This is a genomic window from Sphingosinicella terrae (genome assembly GCF_003347635.1).
Lineage (GTDB): Bacteria > Pseudomonadota > Alphaproteobacteria > Sphingomonadales > Sphingomonadaceae > Allosphingosinicella > Allosphingosinicella terrae.
Genome location: NZ_QDFY01000002.1, coordinates 564,054 through 580,427, shown reverse-complemented (window position 1 = coordinate 580,427; position 16,374 = coordinate 564,054). Strand labels below are relative to the sequence as shown.

The following is a 16,374-nucleotide window of genomic DNA, read 5'->3' as shown; positions in this document are numbered from 1 at the left end:
AGCTCAGTCGTCGCTGAGGCCGCCCTGGCGGATCTTGCCGCCCTCCTGGTCGGAAAGGACATTGCCCTCGCCCCGGGTGTCGGTGCTGACGACGCCGAGCTCGACCAGCTCTTCATGATGTTCGCGGTTCATGGCTTCACTCCTGTGCGGTTGACGTCATGGCCATGACAGGAAGAAGGATAACCAGGCTCGCAGGAGTAGCCAGTTTATATCCCGAAAATAGGCGGAATGTTTTCAGGTCGACCATATGGGTCCAGCTGGCCGTTCGAAGATGAGGGGTAGCCGGGCGAAGAGAACGCGCCTGGACGCGCGCCGCCGTCTTTTGCCTTGACGGCTTGGACATGCGCGGCGGCTACCTGGCCTTTCAACCTAGCATGTCGGTCGTTTCGGCAATATCGACCGAGTCAGCATTAGCCGGCCCTCCAGGCTGACTGGCTGCCTGGCTGCCTCGCAAGGTGCCGGCGACTCTGGCCAAATCATTGCATGGGCCGATCGGCCGGGCCGATGAGAACACCCTTGGAGGTGCGCCGTCACCTTTGGCCATTCGGCTTGGACATCCGTAACAGCTACCCGGCCTCGTTTCGGACTATCATATCCGCTACTTGAGGCAAGTCGGCATGCGTGCGGCGGCCGAAGGCGAGTACGCGCTATCGGCGAGACCGCCTATCTCTATCGGGTCGCGCCGTCGCCGATCAATGCGAACGGCGCCCAGTAGAACGGATGGGCAAGTGTCTCTCCGGACCGATCAACCGATACATCGTTGCGCACTTCGCGCATGGCGCGCTGAAAGGCCTCTGCACGGGTCAGCGCGGAATGGTCGCGCAGCAATTCGACGGTCCGGACGGTCAGACGTGCAGCGACAGCGTCGGCGACCGGCCAATGCGAGGCCAGCAATGTTCGCGCGCCGGCAAAGAAGAAGGCTCGAGCCAGACCGGACAGGCCGGCCGCCCCCGCGCGCCCGTCACCTGCAGCCGTGTTGCAGGCTGAAAGGATGACCCACTCCGCGTTGAGCCGCAGGGCCGCCACTTCGGACGCGGCGAGGTAGCCATCATCCGCTTCACTGGGCAACACCGGCGGCGTCAGGACCAGTCCCGGCTCATCGGCGCCAGCGAGTTGCCCGGCTACGAGTCCATGCGTTGCAAAGGCGATGACGCGCGCCTGGGAAAGGTCCGACGCACGCACATTGGCTTCGGTGGCGCGCTCCGCAAGGAACAGGGCCGAGGCGGGCGCTTGCAAGGCGTCGCGCATCAGCTCGAGCTCGATGGCTGTCCCCGGGAGGCGGGCCAGCCGGTCAAGCTGACCGCGGCCGATTCCACGCATGGCCGGGCCCGACACTGCTTCTGGAGATCCCGCCCCGCCGATGAGGCGCGCTGTGCTGCGCGTCCTGTCGGAAGGAGCACCCTGGAGCACCGGATCCCCGAAGCCGATAAAGTCCGTACCGCTGCCGCCCGACCGCTGTAGTGCCGGGGAAGCGCGCAAGGCGACGAGCGATTGGACGGACGGGAGCTGAACCAGGGCGTAGCCGTCGGCGAGCCAGCGTGTTGCCCGCAAGGCGGCCGGATCGCCATCGCTTCCGATCGGCGGCTCGGTGACGAGCATGCCGAACGGAAGACCGGTCAGGGCCCCGGCCGCGACGACGAACACGTGGCGCTTGCCGCCGATGACGTGGTTAACGGGCTCCAGAAGCTCGCGATACAGCTCATACGCGACCTCACGCGGATAGCCATTGGCGGTCAGACGATCGAGAATTCCCGCCTGCTCAGGCGTCACCTGCAGCGGCGCGCCCATATTCCACAGCAAGGCTCGCGCCCGGACGGTCACATCTTCCGCAGTGAGTTGGGACACGGCCCAATGGCTGGTCGTATCGTTGACCGCGACCACATGCGTCCCGATCGCCGAAGGGACGACCAGCACGAGAGCCTCGTCAGAGCCGAGCAGCCCGAAGACCGCCGCGAGGTCGACGGCCTCCGGTGCCACAAAGCTGAAATAAGCGGGAAAGTCGCGGCGCAGCTGCGCGTCGAGCTCGTCCATCCGGCGCTCGAGCGCGGCACCCTGAGCGGCAGCCGATCGGCGGAGCGGCTCATTCCCCGGATCGGGCGCCGCGAGCCAGGCGCTATAGTCTGCCATGGTCCTGGCCCATTGCCCATCCAACGCCTGCCGCTCGAGGACGAGAGCGCCAAGACCGGTTCCGACCTGGGCAGCCAGCCGACGGGCCTCGCTCTGGACGATGGTGCGGCCAGCCTCGCTATTGACCGCATCCTGAAGGGCTGTGAACACCTCCGAAACCAGCTGAGGGCTTCGCCGGCCCGCGTCGCGCTCGGCATTGCTGGTCCACCAGGCCGCGTCGGCCAGGAGCAGGTAGCGCTGTGCGGCCTGGCTCTGCTCCCGCGAGGACTGGGCGCGGCCCGATGCGGTGTCAGGGGCCATGCCGCGCCGTGCCCGCAGCCCCGCGACCATGAGCCGGGCAGGCACGATGGCGGTCTCGGCTTTCTCCGGCAGGGTCAACCTGGCACCAGCCAGCGCCGCAGCGGACGTGATGGTTCCGGGATGGGCCTCGCCCAAGTGCCGGAGCCGGCCCGAAAGTATCTCGGCGTGAAGGGGCTCGGCCTCGCTGAACCGGCCCTGACGCTCGTACAGCAGCGCAAGCACCTCTTTGATGTTGAGCACGGCGAGGCTCGATGGCCCGAAGATGGCTTCATAGCCACTCAGGGCGCGGCGATAGAGAGCTTCGGCTTCCGCAATGCGCCCCCGCCGCTGGTAGACCTCGCCGAGGCGCCGAGCCGAAGTGAACCGCGTCCAGTCTGTCGGCGGGAGTGTGCGCTCGCGCGCCTCCAAGGCCTGCTCTAGGAGGGTCTCGGCTTCCTCCAGCCTTTGCTGGACGGCGTAGGTGAAGGCGAGGCTTTCCGACCAGGCGAGGGTATAGAAATGGTCGGGCCCAAGCACGCGCCGGCCAGCGCCGACGATCCGATCCAGTATTGGCGCTGCTTCGGAAATCCGGCGCTGGTCGATCAGGGTATCGGCGAGCTGTCCCAGCAGCTTGAGGGCGTCGAAATCGTCTGGACCTCCAACCTGCTGGCGGAGCTCGGCGAGGCGGAGGTATAGATCTTCCGCGTCGGCAAGTCGACCCTGGCTCCGATAGACTCCCGCAAGTCCCTCGGAGATGCTGATCGTCTCGACGTCGGCAGCCCCCAAGGCGCGCCCCATCCCCGCTGCCGACCTGGCGTAGAGGATTTCGGCCTCGGCGAACCGGCCTTCGCGGACCCGAAGGGCCGCAAGATGTGCCGTAGCGCGCAGCGTCGCCGGATCGTCGGCACCCTTCAGGCGCTCGGTGATGGACAGAACACGTTCGAGAAGCACCGCAGACTCGGCGAGGCGGCCGGTTTCCAGATGCGTCCGGCCCAGGTCGGTCATCGCGCCCAACGTTTCGTCATGCTCCGGACCGGGTGCCTGCTCGCGGACTTCGACGATGCGTGTGAGCAGGGCCTCGGCTTCCGCAAAGCGGCGTACATTCATGTAGAGGCGGGCGAGATCATGCTGAACCGAGAGGGTCCTGGCATCGTCGGCCCCGTAGGCGCGCTCGCTCAGTCGCGCGGCCTCGATCTGCTGCTCGAGTGCGTGCAACGCGGTTGCGACGTCGGTGCCGTGCTGGGCGCCGGCAGTCGAGGGCAACACCAGGAACAGGGCTGCGGCAATCGACCAGGTTCCAGTCCGGCCGCGACGCAAAGGTCTTGCCGCGGCTCCATCGCTAGTGAACATCCCGCCCCCTCCAGATTCCCGTCACCTTAAACGACCGAAGTGGCGCCGTGGAGACCAAGGAATACAATACTTAATTCCTCACGTCGCTTCTAACTGACCGCAGAATCGGCACCGGTCCGCCCCTGATCGCCAAACTCCGCGGCAAGCTGCGGACGAGTCAAGTATCGTGCCTCCGGGACTTCGAGGCTTACGAAGACTTTACCGATTCCAGTGATGAACAGACCATGCGCTGCCGCTCGGTCCTCGTTCTCGCCTTTGCCGCCGCCGGCTGCATGACCGTCCAGCAAGCGGGCCCGGTGCCCGCCGATCTGGCGGTCAACCGGCGTTGGGAAAGCAATGCCGATGGCTACGTCTATACGGTCGGCTACTTCACGCCGGAACAGGTGCGGTCGCCGGCGTGGGAAGCCGCCCGCATCGCGCGCATGGCCACCGTTCACCTCTGCGATAACCGGGAGATCGTTGGCCGCGACATACGCTGGTACGAGCCGATCGCTCCGGGAGAACCGACATGCGCCGCGGTCGTCTACAGCATCGCCTGTCGACCCCGCAGGCCGGAATGGGGAAGCTCGCTCGAATATGGGCGGCGACAGGCCATGGTCGAGGACATGCCGAGCCCGATCCAGGCCAATTGCGGCGAAAAGGACGGGTCGAGGCTCCCGAATCCCCGCGTCCCGTTCGTGACCGACGCGGTCTTGGGGTCGTTCATGTTCTGCCGCGACATGTTGCCCGACATAACGGTCGGGAGATTTCGGCTGCGCGAGGTAAACCATGTCCAGGAACGGACGATCGTTCCCACCGAGTATATCCGTCGCGGGCGCCCCTTTTCGGGCGGGGCCGCGGCCTTCCTCCGCGTGGCGGCCACGGACGAGCAAAGGGTGCACTTCGTGATCTCGAGCCGCGAGCTACCCCATGATCGCCACAACATCTTCGTAGACCAGGTCTTCAGCGACAACAGCGAGGGCTATTGCGTCACGCTGACAGCCCGCCAGGGCGATGCGCTTTGGCGGCGAACGATCAAGCGAGATTCAATTCCAGGCACCGATCGGTCCATGAAGGACGGAAAGGGGCATTCGCTGGACCCCGCCGAATATTGGGATGCCCAAAGCGACGCGCACATGCTCCAGCATCAGCTTGCGCTCCACCTCGGGCTGCCGCTTCCCCGCGACCACCGGATCGAAGCGAGCCGCGGCTATGACGGTGATTGAATTGACTGTGAGTCCAGATCGGGTCGTGATTGCTTCCGCGCTAGCTTTAGCGCTCACCGTAGGTTGTGGCGCGCTCGCGCAACCGGAACAGGAGCGCGTTGACATCAACGTGGCGGCCGCCGCTACCATGCAACCCGGACCGGAGCCCGCTGCGGACACCTGGAGAACTTGTGAAACGCCTACCTATGACGCCACCGGGAACAGATGAGCGTCCGGACGCTGGTTACCCCTGCTCCGATGGTGGCGTTTTGGCGGTCCAAGCGTCTGGGTGACGCGTTCTGAACTCCTGCCAAAACAGGTCCTGCGCCTTACGAAGCAGCGCGGTTCCTTCGGGCGAGTAGCCGGATAGCTCGGCATCGTCCACCAAGCCGAACAGGCCTGTCATGAAGAAGCCGTAGTAATCGGCATCTGTGTATGGCGGCGAGTTCTCTTCGGCTGTCGGCATGATTGCAGCATGCGCGCGGGGTCGAATGTCTGCAATTGATGTCGTGGACGGCGCTCCACTGGACCGACATTTTTGTCGGTGTCTGTGGAGAGGAGGACACGATGGAAGAAGTTGCGGTGATAGGCGTCGATATCGCGAAGTCGGTGTTCCAGGTTCACGGGGTTGATCCCAGGGCAAGGTGGTGCTTCGCCGGCGGTTGAGCCGATCGAAGCTCTCGTCGTTCTTCACCGACTTGCCGTCTTGCCTGGTCGACATGGAGATCCGGCACGCCGAGCGGTTCGGCACACGCAAGCCATGGCTGATCAAGCTGCTCGGCCGGAGGCACCCGAGGATCGCGGCGATCGCGCTGGCGAACAAGATTGGCCGGATCGCCTGGGCGCTGATGACCAGCGACGAACGCTATCGCGAACCGGCGGCCGAATGAGGTAAGCCGAAGGCGCGAACGAGGCCTAGAATCGCCGGCCAATGCGAACTCCGAAAAATTGCGGCCTTGTCGAATATATGAGCGGCCGGGTGAAGCAGGCGGGAACGGTGCAGACCGTGTTTCGGCTGAGTTGACCCCGCTCGTCGAAGGCGTTCTGGATGAACGCCTCGAATGTCCAGTCGCGCACCTCTCCCCCAATGGCGAGATCCACGGTGGCGAAGCCTTCGGTCGGTCCCAGGGCTTCGGCCTCGACCGCCGTCAGGTAGCTGCGCGTGCCGCTCTGGTAGAGGAGTCCCGCCTGGACGTATCCGTCGACGGTGCCAACGGGCACCTCGTAGCGCGCGTTGACGTTCGTCTTGAACCGCGGCTGGATCGGCAGCCGATCGCCCGCCCTGGCGGCCGGCTCCACGCCCGGCAGGCAGACGCTGTTGCCGATCTCGTCGAACTGGCAAAAGTCCGTGGTGAGCTCGGCGTGCACATATGTGGCGGCACCCGACAGCGTGAACCTGTCGGTAACGAGCCAGCTGAAGTCGATCTCCAGGCCGTAGATCTCGGCATCGCCCGCATTGTAGATATTGGTGATGCCTGAAGACCCGACCGGGCTGAGGCCATATTGCAGGTCCTTCCAGATGTCGTAGAACACGGCGCCGTTGAGGCGGAGCCTGCGGTTCAGCCAGCTCGTGCGCCAGCCGAGCTCGTAATTGGTGAGCGTATCCGCATCATAGGGCAGGATGCCGGGCCGGCGGTTCGTGCCGCCCGGCCGGTAACCGGTCGACCAGGTCGCGTAGACCATGCGATCCTCGTCGATGTCCCAGCTCAGGTTGAGGCGGTGGGTGACGCCCGACTCGTTCACCCTGCGATCGTAATTGTTGCACGGACGCCCCTCGACGTCGGTTGGGAGGCACAAGGGCGATTCGACGTCCGACGCATAGCCGGAAAATCCGACGTTGCTGTTGTCGGCAATGAAGGCGCGCAGGCCGCCGGTCAGGGTCAGGCTCTCCGAGATGTCATAGGAAACCTGGCCGTACATGGCATAGTCGCGGTCCACGCGCAGCGCGCGGGTCAGGAACAGCGAATCCACCGTCCCGGGAACCACCGGTGAGTCGGGAATGGCGCCCAGACCGGGGATGACATAATCGGCCTCGATCCGATCGGTCTGCCGCTGATAGAAGATCCCGGCCGTGAGCCGCAGCCGGTTCTCTGCCGGCGAGTTGATGCGGAACTCCTGGGTAAGCTTCGTATATTTGTCGAACAGGACCTGGCGCTGGGTCGGATCGAGGAAGTTGCCATCCGCATCCTGGAAATAGGTGTAATAATATCCGGCAAACTGATCGTAGAAGACCGAATAATATGAATAGTCGGCAAGGTTGTCGACCTTGCGCTCGAAATAGCCGCCGGCATAGACCACATCCCAATTGCCGATCCGGCCTTCGATGGTGAGCGCCGCCTGGAACCAGCGGTCGAGGTTTCGGGTCGGCAGGAAATTGGTGACTTCGAGATCGCCGACGGCCGGATCGAAAAGGAACGGACCGCTTGTCTCCTGGTGCTGGTAGACGAGCGATGGCGTGACCGTCCAGCTCTCGTCGAGATCGATGCCGAGCGCGATGCGGCCGCCATAGGTCTCGGCCGAATTGAAATCCTCCTCGACCAGCCCACTATTGTCGATCGTCAGGTTCGTGTCCGGATCGAGATCGCCAAGCGTGTAGGTGCGCGTGCCCGGCACGTTGTCGATATAGCCGCCCTCCCGACGATAGAAGCCGACCAGCCGGATGGCGGCGTTGGCCGAGATCGGCACGTTGGCGAAGGCCTCCACGCTGCCGCCGAAATCGCCGACGCCATATTTGTTGAGCTGCAGATCCATGCCGCCTTCGAACCCGTCCGGATCCGGGCGGTTGGTGATGATGCGCAGCGTACCCGACAACGAGCTGGCGCCGAACAGCGTGCCCTGGGGTCCGCTCAGCGCCTCGATCCGGTCGATGTCGTAGATGTGGAGGTCGACCGCGCCGGCAATCGTGGTCACCGGAATTTCGTCGAGGTAGAGGCTGGCGGTCGGCAGCGAGCCGCCGTGAAGGCCGTCGCCGCCGCTGGTGACGCCGCGGAAATTGAGCTGGGTCTGGCCCGGGCCGTAGGACTGGAAGCTGACGCCGGGGAGCAAGGCCGCATAATCATCGAAGCTGGAGACGTTCTGCTGCTCGAGCAGCTCGTTGCCGAGCGCCTGCACGCTGATCGGGACATCCTGAAGATTCTCGCTTCGCCGCTGCGCCGTGACGAAGATGTCCTGGGAAACCCCATTGGCCGCGGAGCCATCCTGCTGCGCGCTGGCGGGGGCGGCGCAGGCCAGCGCCGAACTTCCGAGCAGGCCGGTGACCATCCGGCGTCGCCTTGAACATCTGTATCGACGGCCCCTGATCATCATCCGCCACCTCCCTGATGACTGACGCGTGGCGGCTCTTTCGGCGCCTCGACGGGAGGCTCGCCCTTTGTTAGACATCTGTCAAGTACAGATTCGTTTCGGCCCTCAACCGGCGAACGGATAGTCTCGCAGCGCCGGGCCAAGCGCCTCCCTCAGGGGCCCCAGCCGGTCCTCGAACAGCTTCCACTGGTCGATCCCGGCTCGGGAAATCGGCCGGCGAACCTGCTCGGAGCTGGCCGTGCGCACGGGACGCACCGTCTCGTGAAAACGGAGGCAGGCGGGATCGAAGGCGAGCCCGAGATGGTCGAGCAGCCTGCGAACCTCGCCTTCGATGTCCGCGACCAGCGCCTCGTAGAAGATCCTGTGGATTCGCCCCGGAAGCACGTCGTCGAAATGCGCCATCAGGCGAGCATAATCGGCATAATAGCGGCCCAGATCCGCCAGATCGTAGGAGAAGGCCTGCCCTCGCGCAAAATGTTGCCGGAAATTCGAGACGCAGCAGGCGAGCGGGTGGCGACGAACGTCGACGACCTTCGCGTCGGGCAGGATCAGATGGATGAGCCCGACATGCGCCCAGTTGTTCGGCATCTTGTCGATGAAGTGGGGACGGTCCGTCTTGCGCTGGATGCGCGTGCGCTCGAGATATTCCTCGCCGAGCGCGCGCAGGCGATCCGGCGGCAGGTCGGCGAGGATCTCGGGATAGCTGCCCTCCCCGTCCCCGGCGAGCCGTCGCGCGAGATGCTGGATGTCGGGCAGCTCCTGCGTGCCCTCGATATCAGAATGGCTGGCGAGAATCTGCTCGACCAGCGTCGATCCAGCGCGCGGCATTCCGAGCACGAAGATCGGATCGCCCGCGACGCAGCCCTGCCCTTGCCGGCGAGCGAAGAAGGACGGCGTGAAGAGATGGATGGCGCAGTCGACGCGGGCGCTCGTCTCGGCCGGATCGTAGGGAAGGACCGAGCGGCGCAGCCGATTGCCTTCGGCATAGTGGTCGAACGCCGCCTCCGCCTCGCCCAGGTCCTCGTTCGCCTTGCCGAGCGCGAAGTGAAGATGGAAACGGTCCTCCACCGACAGTCCATCGCGGGCGAGGGCCGCCTCCATCGCCTGGAGGTCGGACCAGGCGAGCCTCACCGTCTTGAGGTTGGCGAGGCTCCACCACGCCTCGCCGAAACCCGGCGCGAGCGCGATGCAGCGTCGGTAGGCGGCGACGCTGTCGGCCTGCCGGCCGACCGTCTTCAGCGCATGGCCGTAGCTCATCCATATGCGCGCCTGACCGGGCCTTTGCCGCAGCACGTGCTCGAACTGGACGATCGCATCGTCGAGCTCCCCGATCCGGGTCAGCGCCGCCCCGGCCAGGTTGCGATAGGCCGGATTGTCAGGATCGTCCGCCATCAGCCGGTCCAGCTCGGCCAGAGCCTCGGCCGTCCGGTTCTCACGGTAGAGGATTGTGGCGAGATTGAACCGGGCCGGCGCGAAGCTGGGCGCAAGCTCCAGCGCCCGGCCGAGGAGCATGCGCGCGTCGCGGTAGCGGCCGAGCCGCCCGGCGAGCTCGGCAAGCATCCGGATCGCCGCGACGTCGGTCGGTTTCGCCTTGAGATGGGTCTTCAGCAGGCGCTCGGCGACCGGCAGGTCGTTGTCGCAGAGCGCGACCGCCGCCTCGATCAGGCGCGGGTCGCCCACCGAACAGCGTATCTGCTGCGCATAGGCCTGGTCCGCGCCGGCATGATCTCCGACCAGGAACAGCTGGTTGCCGAGCTCGCGCCAGGCCTCGGCTGAATCGGGAGCGACCGCCGCGGCCCTCCGCAGCATCGCGATCGCCTCCTCGAGCCGGCCTTGCGCCGCCAGCGCGCGGCCGCAAAGCGTCAGCCCCTCGGCGGACCGAGGGAACACGCGCAATATCTCGCGAGCCTGCTCTTCGGCGAGCGCGGGTTGCCGCGCAAGCAGCGCTTCGGCGTGCGAGAGCGCCTGCAGGAGCGAACCCGTCTCCGTCGAAGCCTCCATCGCCTGCCGGTCCCGTTCAGCCTAGCCCGCCTCGGGCGGTTGTCTATCCACGCGCGCCGCATCGAGGCGCGCCACCAGCCACGCCCAGAGATAGTCGGCGCTGAACCGGTCGACGATGAACCGCGCCCAATGCCTGCCGCCGCGCCGATACTCCACCGTCACCCGCAGGTCGGCGAGCCGCGTCGTCAGCGCGCCGCCGATGCCCGCCGTCAGCGACGACAGGCCGATCGCGTCCAGCACATCGGGACCCTCCGCCTCGATGACGGCGAGCCCCGCACTCATGTCCTGGAGGAGCGCCGTCCCGGCCGCCGCTGCGAGCGCCGCCCGCGCCTCCTCATCATCCCCGACCATGAGCCATTCCCCGGGGCCGAGGTGGATCGCCCCGGGCAAGCAGATTTGTGTCCGGGAGGTCACCAGAATCGCTCGCAGGCCGATGGGCTCGCGCAACGTCGTGTCGCCGGCGCGAATGGAGGCGCCGCGCGTGCGGTGCGCCAGAGCCGTCTGCCGCCGCAGTTCAGGCATCGAGCCGCGCTCCGGTCGGATCGTAGGCGGTCCGCTCGGCTATTCGGGCGCGCCACGACCGTCCTTCCGACCAGAGCTCGACCTCGGATCCGATGGCCGCGCGCCCGTCCTCTACCAGGGCCAAGCCGAGACTGCGCCCGAGGGTCGGGCTGAAGGCGCTGCTGGTGACGACGCCGCGACTGCGGCGCGGCGCTGAACCGACGACATGGGCGCCGATCGGCACGACCGCCTCGGGATCGACCGGCTGGAGCCCCACCAGCTGGGGTCGCCTGGACGCGCTTGCCGCCGGATGGAGCAGCGAACGCCTGCCAATGAAGTCGCCGGGCTTGCGGGTCACCGCCGAACCGAAACCGACGTCGCCGGGCATGGTCCGGCTGTCGGTATCGGAGCCGATATGAAAATAGCCCTTTTCGAGGCGAAGGACGTCGAGCCCCTCGAGCCCGACGGGCGCGATCTCGTCCGCCTCGCCGCACAGCATCAGGTATTCGGCGAGGCTCGTGGCCTGATCGGCGCGGACGGAGATCTCGAAACTGATTTCGCCGGTGAAGCTGGCCCGGACGATGCGAATCTCGGCGCCCGCCACTTCGCCGAGGCGGATCCGGTGGTGCGGGAAGGCGTCTCTGGAAAAATCCACGTCGCAACCCGTACGCTCCATCACCGACCGCGCGCGCGGGCCGGCGACGGTGAAGGTCGCCCACAGGCCGGTCACATCCTGGACGACGAGATCGAGCGGCCACAGGCATTGAAGGCATTGTTCGAGCCAGCGGCGGGTCCGCTCGGCATGGGCCGAGCCGGTCGTCAGGAGGAAATGATCGGCGCCGAGCCTGGCGACCATGCCGTCGTCGAAGAGGATGCCGAGCTCGTCCAGCAGCAGATTGTATCGGGCCCCGCCGATCGCCGTCCGGCTGGCGGAGCCGAGCGAGACCAGATCGAGGAAGCGCCCCGCATCGGGGCCCTTCAACTCCAGCTTCCCGAGCGACGAGCTGTCGACCAGCCCGACCCCGTGCCGAACGACCAGCGTCTCGCGCGCTGCCGCCTCGGCCATCGTCTCGGCGCCGCGCGGATAGTGGCTCGGCCGCAGCCAGCCATGGTCCTCGAAGCAGGCGCCCTGCGCCTCGTGCCAATCGTGCGCGGGCAGCCGTTTCCAGGGCGTGAACAGCGCGCCCGCCGGCCGGCCGGCGGCGATCGCTCCGAAGGCGACCGGCGCAAACGGGGGCCGGAAGCGGGTCGTGCCGACGGCTCCGGGATCCCGGCCCTGAAGGTGGGCGAGCACGGCGATTCCGTTCACCGCGCTCAGCCTTCCCTGATCGGTCCCCATGCCCCACACGGTATAGCGTTTCACATGCTCCACCGACCGATAATTCTCGCAAGTGGCCTGCTGCATGTCGGCGACCGTCACGTCTGTCTGGAAATCGACGAACGCCTTGGCGGCGCCTGGCAGGCGGAAGGCTGCCCGCTCTCCCTCTACCCGCACGACTGGCGGGGGCTCCTTGCCGGTGGCGGCCCAGAGGCCGGCGGAGCGGCCGTCCGCGATGCAGGCGTCGAGATCGAGGACTCCGCGCGCGGCGCCGCACGATCGCTCCGCCTGGACCGATTGCTCGGGAACGAAGGCGCCGATCCCTTCCTCGTAGCGAAGCCGTCCTCCCGACTGCGAGAAGAGCTGGACCGCGGGAGTCCATCCGCCGGACATGGCGACCAGATCGCACTCGACCTCGATCGAGCGCCCCCGGGAGCGGTCGAGCAGGTCGAGCCCGCTGACGCGGCCGCGGCGCGTGCGGGTGCGAACGGCATCATGACCGACGAGCAGCTCTATGCCGAGCGTGCGGACGGCTTCGGCGAGCGGCCCCGGCGCATCGCGCAGATCGACCAGGCCGACGACGTCGAGACCGGCCTGCTTCGCCTCGATTGCGGCGCGGTAGGCGCTGTCCGAAGCGGTGACGAACAGCGGGCGCCGACCGGCGGCAACGCCGTGACGGGCGAGATAGTGACGCACCGATTCAGCGAGCATCACGCCCGGCCGATCGTTGCCGCCGAACAGCAGCGGCCGCTCGAGCGCGCCGCAGGCGAGCACGCATCGCCCGGCCCGGATCTTCCACACGCGCTGACGAAGGCCGGGCGAGTCCACTTCCTCGCAGGCGGCGACGAGATTGTGATCGTAATAGCCGACCGCCGTCGTGCGCCGCATCAGCGCGATATCGGGCGAATCGACCACTGCCCGCTCCATCGCGGCGAGCCGGGATGCGCCCTCGGCCCCGGTCGCACCCCCGAGCCACGGATCCGCCTCGACAAGCACGACCTTCGCGCCAGCCTCGGCCGCCGCGAGCGCGGCCGCCATTCCGGCGACGCCGCCACCGATCACGAGGACGTCGCAGGTCCGTTCACGCGCCTCGTAGCGATCGCCATCCGGCTGGACTGGCGCGTGGCCAAGCCCCGCGGCGCGGCGGATGGCGGGCTCGAACAGCCCCCAGTGAGGCCATATGAACGTCTTGTAGTAGAAGCCGGCCGACAGAAGCGGCGACAGCCGGTCGACGATGCCCCCGACATCGAACGCGGCCGACGGCCAGCCGCGCACGCTGCGTGCCTCGAGGCCGGAAGTCAGCGGGATCCGCGTCGCCAGCAGGTTCGGCGTGCTGCCTGCGCCCGTGCCAAGCTGGACCAAGGCATTGGTCTCGGCAAAGCCGTGTCCGACGATGCCGCGGGGCCGGCGGTATTTGAAGCTGCGCCCGACGATCCCCGCGCCGTTGGCGAGCAGCGCCGCGGCCAGCGTATCGCCGTCGCGTCCCTCTAAGGCCCGGCCGTCGAACCGAAAGGGCAGCGCCCGCGCCTGATTGCGCGGGTGCGAGGGCAGGCGAAAGCCGCTCACGGGCGATGCCCGATTGCGTCGGCGAAATCGCGCACCGACAGGATCCGGTGGGTGACGGTGTCGCGCTCGACCGCCAGCCAGCGCCGGCAGCCGAATGCGTGGAGCCACCGTTCATGAACTGGTCCGCGCGGATTGGCGTTGCCGAACAGATAATCGGTCCAGATGTCGTCGGAAGCATCGGGCGGCGGTCTGCCGGTAGGCGCTTCGCCGCCGCAGACGAACTCGGTCTCGTCTCGCTGACCGCAATGGGGACAGTCGATGCTCAGCATGGCCGCCTCAGTGCTCGATTCCGGCCGCCGCGGCTTCGTCGACGAGCGCCAGCGAGCGAAACCGGTCGAGCGAGAAGGCGCGGATGAGCGGGTGCGGCTCGCCCGTGGCGATGGTATGCGCGAACGTCTCGCCTCCGGCCGGTATCGCCTTGAAGCCGCCGCCGCCCCAGCCGCAATTGAGGTAGAGGTTCGGCACCGGGCTGAGGCCGAGGATCGGCGAGGAATCGTGCGCATAGTCGACAATCCCCGCCCACTGCCGGAGCAGGCGGACCCGGCTGAAGGCGGGGATCAGCTCGACGAGTCCCGCGGCGACGGCTTCGGCTGCAGGCATGTTCCCCCGCTGCGCATAAGAGGCGTAGGGATCGGCATTGCCGCCGACCACCAGCCCGCCTTTGTCGGACTGGCTCGCATAGACTCCGAGCACCGCCGAGGAGACGACGATGTCGAGCACCGGCTTGAGCGGCTCGGAGACGAATGCCTGCAGCGAAAAGGAACGCAAGGGAAGTCGGAAGCCCGCCATGTCGGCGAGGACCGACGAATGGCCGGCCACCGCCACTCCGACCTTGCCGCAGCCGATGACTCCGCGACTGGTGCGGACCGACGTCACGGCTCCCGACACGGCATCCCGGTCGATGCCGGTCACCTCGCAATTCTGGACGATATCGACGCCGAGACGGTCGGCGGCCCGGGCATAGCCCCACACGACCGCGTCGTGGCGGACGGTCCCGGCCCGGCGCTGCAGCATGCCGCCCACGATCGGATGGCGCATGCCGGACGAATCGTTCAGGATCGGGCAAAGCCGGCGCGCTTCGGCCGCGGTCACGGTTTCGAGATCGACCCCGGCGAGCTGCGCCGCGTTCACCAGCCGCCGCTGCCAGTCCAGCTCAGCCCGGCTGTGGGCGACGGTGAGCATGCCGCGCTGGCTGAACATGATGTTGAAGTTCAGCTCGCGCGACAGACGCTCGTAGAGCGTGACCGAGCGATCGAAGAAGGCGGTGCTCGCCGGATAGTAATAGTCCGAGCGAACGATGGTGGTGTTCCGGCCGGTATTGCCGCCGCCGATCCATCCTTTCTCGAGCACCGCGACGCGAGGGACTCCGAAATCCCGCGCCAGATGATAGGCTGTGGCCAGGCCATGACCGCCGCCGCCGATGATCACCACGTCGTAGCGGGGCTTCGGCTCGGGCGACCGCCAGACCGGATCCCAATCGCGATTGCCGGTGAGGGAATTGCGGAAGAGCGCCAGCGCTGAATAGCGGCGGCTCATGCTCCGCGCAGACGCTGGCGACGGTCGGTGACGTAGCGGCGGATATCGAGGCTATAGTCCTCGAGCGGGGAGTAGTGGCCGAAGTCGTGGACTCGCGCGCCGATCCCGCGCTGCACGCGCTCGCACACCGCCCAGTCCTGGCGGTTGACGAGGTCCCAGAACTCGACGGCGTCAAGCGGATCGAACCCCGCCTTCCCGATCTCGTCGCGGTGGAACAGGAAGCGACATTGGACGCGGGTGCGGTCTGGTCCCATTGGCCAGAGGATGAAAGCTGCGGCATGGTCGCTCGACACGCTGAACATCAGGTTGGGGTAGAGCAACTCGCCCTTGTGGCGGACCTTCTCCTCTTCGCTGAGGCCGGGAAAACAGGCGCGGTCGGTCGTGCCGGTGCGGGTATAGGTCGTCGCGCCGTCGCGGTGCGGGATGCCGAGCTCCCAGTCGAGATGCATGCCGCCGTTCCGACGGAACTCCGGCACCAGCGCGCAAAGCTCGGGATGGACGGGCCCGCAATGGTAGCATTCGTTATAATTCTCCAGGATCAGCTTCCAGTTCGCGCCAACCTCGTAGTCGATGGACCGCGCCGTCCGCAGGTCCTCGAGGGGATAATTGGCCAGCCGGCGCGGCGCCTCGCCGAGCGCCTCTCCAAAATCGGGGGCCTCGCCCGGCATGAGGTTCAGAAAGACGAACCCGCCCCAACAGGCGACCCCCGCCGGATACAAGCCGAAGGCCGCCTTGTCGAAGGCGGGCCCCTCCCCCATTCCGCCGGCCGCCACCAGGTCCCCGTCCAGGCTGTAGCACCAGCTGTGATAGGGACAGCGGATCATGCCCTGGGCGATGCCGCCACGAAGCTGGAGGTCCCACCGGGCGTCGCTGTCGCAGATACGGGCGCCGCGGTGCCGGCAGACATTGTAGTGGGCCTTCAGCACGCCCGCCTTCGTGCGCACGAGCAGAAGGCTCTCCCCCGCATATTCGATGACCCGATGATCGCCGGGACCCGGGACATCCTCCTCGCGCGCCGCGCAGAACCACTCGCGCGCGAAAATCGATTCGCGGTCGAGCTCAAAGGCCTTTGGCGTGAGATAATCGCTGCTCGGCAGCGATCGCTCCAATCCCCCACCTTCTGCCCCAGCGCCGCCCATCGCCCGCTCCCTTATTAGACAGTTGCCTCATAGCGTGGCTTGTGCCACTCGTGAAGACGAAACCTGGGGT

The 16,374-nt window shown here is 66.8% G+C and carries 11 protein-coding genes and 1 pseudogene; 2 read left to right on the top strand and 10 right to left on the bottom strand.

The window, feature by feature from the left end; all coding sequences use genetic code 11:
* Nucleotides 1-3: 3 nt before the first annotated feature.
* Together DDE10_RS08120 and DDE10_RS08115 are read right to left on the bottom strand one after the other, a co-directional pair.
* Nucleotides 4-132 (bottom strand): benenodin family lasso peptide, encoded by a 129-nt coding sequence (locus DDE10_RS08120; protein WP_114952214.1) that lies wholly within the window; start codon nucleotides 130-132, stop codon nucleotides 4-6.
* A gap of 537 nt (nucleotides 133-669) precedes the next feature.
* Nucleotides 670-3,756 (bottom strand): CHAT domain-containing tetratricopeptide repeat protein, encoded by a 3,087-nt coding sequence (locus tag DDE10_RS08115; RefSeq protein ID WP_114952213.1) that lies wholly within the window; start codon nucleotides 3,754-3,756, stop codon nucleotides 670-672.
* A gap of 224 nt (nucleotides 3,757-3,980) precedes the next feature.
* Here DDE10_RS08115 and DDE10_RS08110 point away from each other — a divergent pair, with 224 nt between their 5' ends.
* Nucleotides 3,981-4,961, top strand: a complete 981-nt coding sequence (locus tag DDE10_RS08110; RefSeq protein ID WP_114952212.1) for a hypothetical protein — start codon at nucleotides 3,981-3,983, stop codon at nucleotides 4,959-4,961.
* 223 nt (nucleotides 4,962-5,184) lie between these two features.
* Here the strand turns inward: DDE10_RS08110 and DDE10_RS08105 are convergent, their stop codons facing one another.
* Nucleotides 5,185-5,406, bottom strand: coding sequence for a hypothetical protein (locus tag DDE10_RS08105; RefSeq protein ID WP_114952211.1), 222 nt, complete (start codon nucleotides 5,404-5,406; stop codon nucleotides 5,185-5,187).
* Between the two features lie 101 nt (nucleotides 5,407-5,507).
* Here DDE10_RS08105 and DDE10_RS23740 point away from each other — a divergent pair.
* Nucleotides 5,508-5,665: pseudogene (locus tag DDE10_RS23740) on the top strand (IS110 family transposase); the annotation flags it as partial.
* Nucleotides 5,666-5,855: 190 nt separating this feature from the next.
* Here the strand turns inward: DDE10_RS23740 and DDE10_RS08100 are convergent.
* From DDE10_RS08100 to DDE10_RS08070, 7 genes are all read right to left on the bottom strand, one after another.
* Nucleotides 5,856-8,201 (bottom strand): TonB-dependent receptor, encoded by a 2,346-nt coding sequence (locus DDE10_RS08100; protein WP_284734513.1) that lies wholly within the window; start codon nucleotides 8,199-8,201, stop codon nucleotides 5,856-5,858.
* A 147-nt stretch (nucleotides 8,202-8,348) separates the two neighbouring features.
* On the bottom strand, nucleotides 8,349-10,244 hold the full coding sequence (locus DDE10_RS08095) for a tetratricopeptide repeat-containing sulfotransferase family protein (protein WP_114952210.1): 1,896 nt from the start codon (nucleotides 10,242-10,244) through the stop codon (nucleotides 8,349-8,351).
* 21 nt (nucleotides 10,245-10,265) lie between these two features.
* Complete coding sequence (locus tag DDE10_RS08090) at nucleotides 10,266-10,766, bottom strand: aminomethyltransferase family protein (RefSeq protein WP_114952209.1); 501 nt, start codon at nucleotides 10,764-10,766, stop codon at nucleotides 10,266-10,268.
* Nucleotides 10,759-13,629: an FAD-dependent oxidoreductase gene (locus tag DDE10_RS08085; RefSeq protein ID WP_114952208.1), complete on the bottom strand. Its 2,871-nt coding sequence runs from the start codon at nucleotides 13,627-13,629 to the stop codon at nucleotides 10,759-10,761. Before DDE10_RS08085 ends, DDE10_RS08090 begins: the two co-directional genes overlap by 8 nt.
* A complete protein-coding gene (locus DDE10_RS08080) occupies nucleotides 13,626-13,898 on the bottom strand; it encodes a sarcosine oxidase subunit delta (RefSeq protein WP_114952207.1) in 273 nt (90 codons plus the stop codon). Before DDE10_RS08080 ends, DDE10_RS08085 begins: the two co-directional genes overlap by 4 nt.
* A gap of 7 nt (nucleotides 13,899-13,905) precedes the next feature.
* Nucleotides 13,906-15,165: a sarcosine oxidase subunit beta family protein gene (locus DDE10_RS08075; protein WP_114952206.1), complete on the bottom strand. Its 1,260-nt coding sequence runs from the start codon at nucleotides 15,163-15,165 to the stop codon at nucleotides 13,906-13,908.
* Complete coding sequence (locus DDE10_RS08070) at nucleotides 15,162-16,274, bottom strand: aromatic ring-hydroxylating oxygenase subunit alpha (protein WP_284734512.1); 1,113 nt, start codon at nucleotides 16,272-16,274, stop codon at nucleotides 15,162-15,164. Before DDE10_RS08070 ends, DDE10_RS08075 begins: the two co-directional genes overlap by 4 nt.
* Nucleotides 16,275-16,374: the final 100 nt, after the last annotated feature.

Excerpts from the sequence above, each read along its gene's own strand:
- DDE10_RS08100 (WP_284734513.1), bottom strand. The coding sequence starts at position 8,201 with ATGGTCACCGGCCTGCTCGGAAGTTCGGCGCTGGCCTGCGCCGCCCCC.
- DDE10_RS08120 (WP_114952214.1), bottom strand. The coding sequence starts at position 132 with ATGAACCGCGAACATCATGAAGAGCTGGTCGAGCTCGGCGTCGTCAGC.
- DDE10_RS08110 (WP_114952212.1), top strand. The coding sequence starts at position 3,981 with ATGCGCTGCCGCTCGGTCCTCGTTCTCGCCTTTGCCGCCGCCGGCTGC.
- DDE10_RS08075 (WP_114952206.1), bottom strand. The coding sequence starts at position 15,165 with ATGAGCCGCCGCTATTCAGCGCTGGCGCTCTTCCGCAATTCCCTCACC.
- DDE10_RS08080 (WP_114952207.1), bottom strand. The coding sequence starts at position 13,898 with ATGCTGAGCATCGACTGTCCCCATTGCGGTCAGCGAGACGAGACCGAG.
- DDE10_RS08090 (WP_114952209.1), bottom strand. The coding sequence starts at position 10,766 with ATGCCTGAACTGCGGCGGCAGACGGCTCTGGCGCACCGCACGCGCGGC.
- DDE10_RS08095 (WP_114952210.1), bottom strand. The coding sequence starts at position 10,244 with ATGGAGGCTTCGACGGAGACGGGTTCGCTCCTGCAGGCGCTCTCGCAC.
- DDE10_RS08105 (WP_114952211.1), bottom strand. The coding sequence starts at position 5,406 with ATGCCGACAGCCGAAGAGAACTCGCCGCCATACACAGATGCCGATTAC.
- DDE10_RS08115 (WP_114952213.1), bottom strand. The coding sequence starts at position 3,756 with ATGTTCACTAGCGATGGAGCCGCGGCAAGACCTTTGCGTCGCGGCCGG.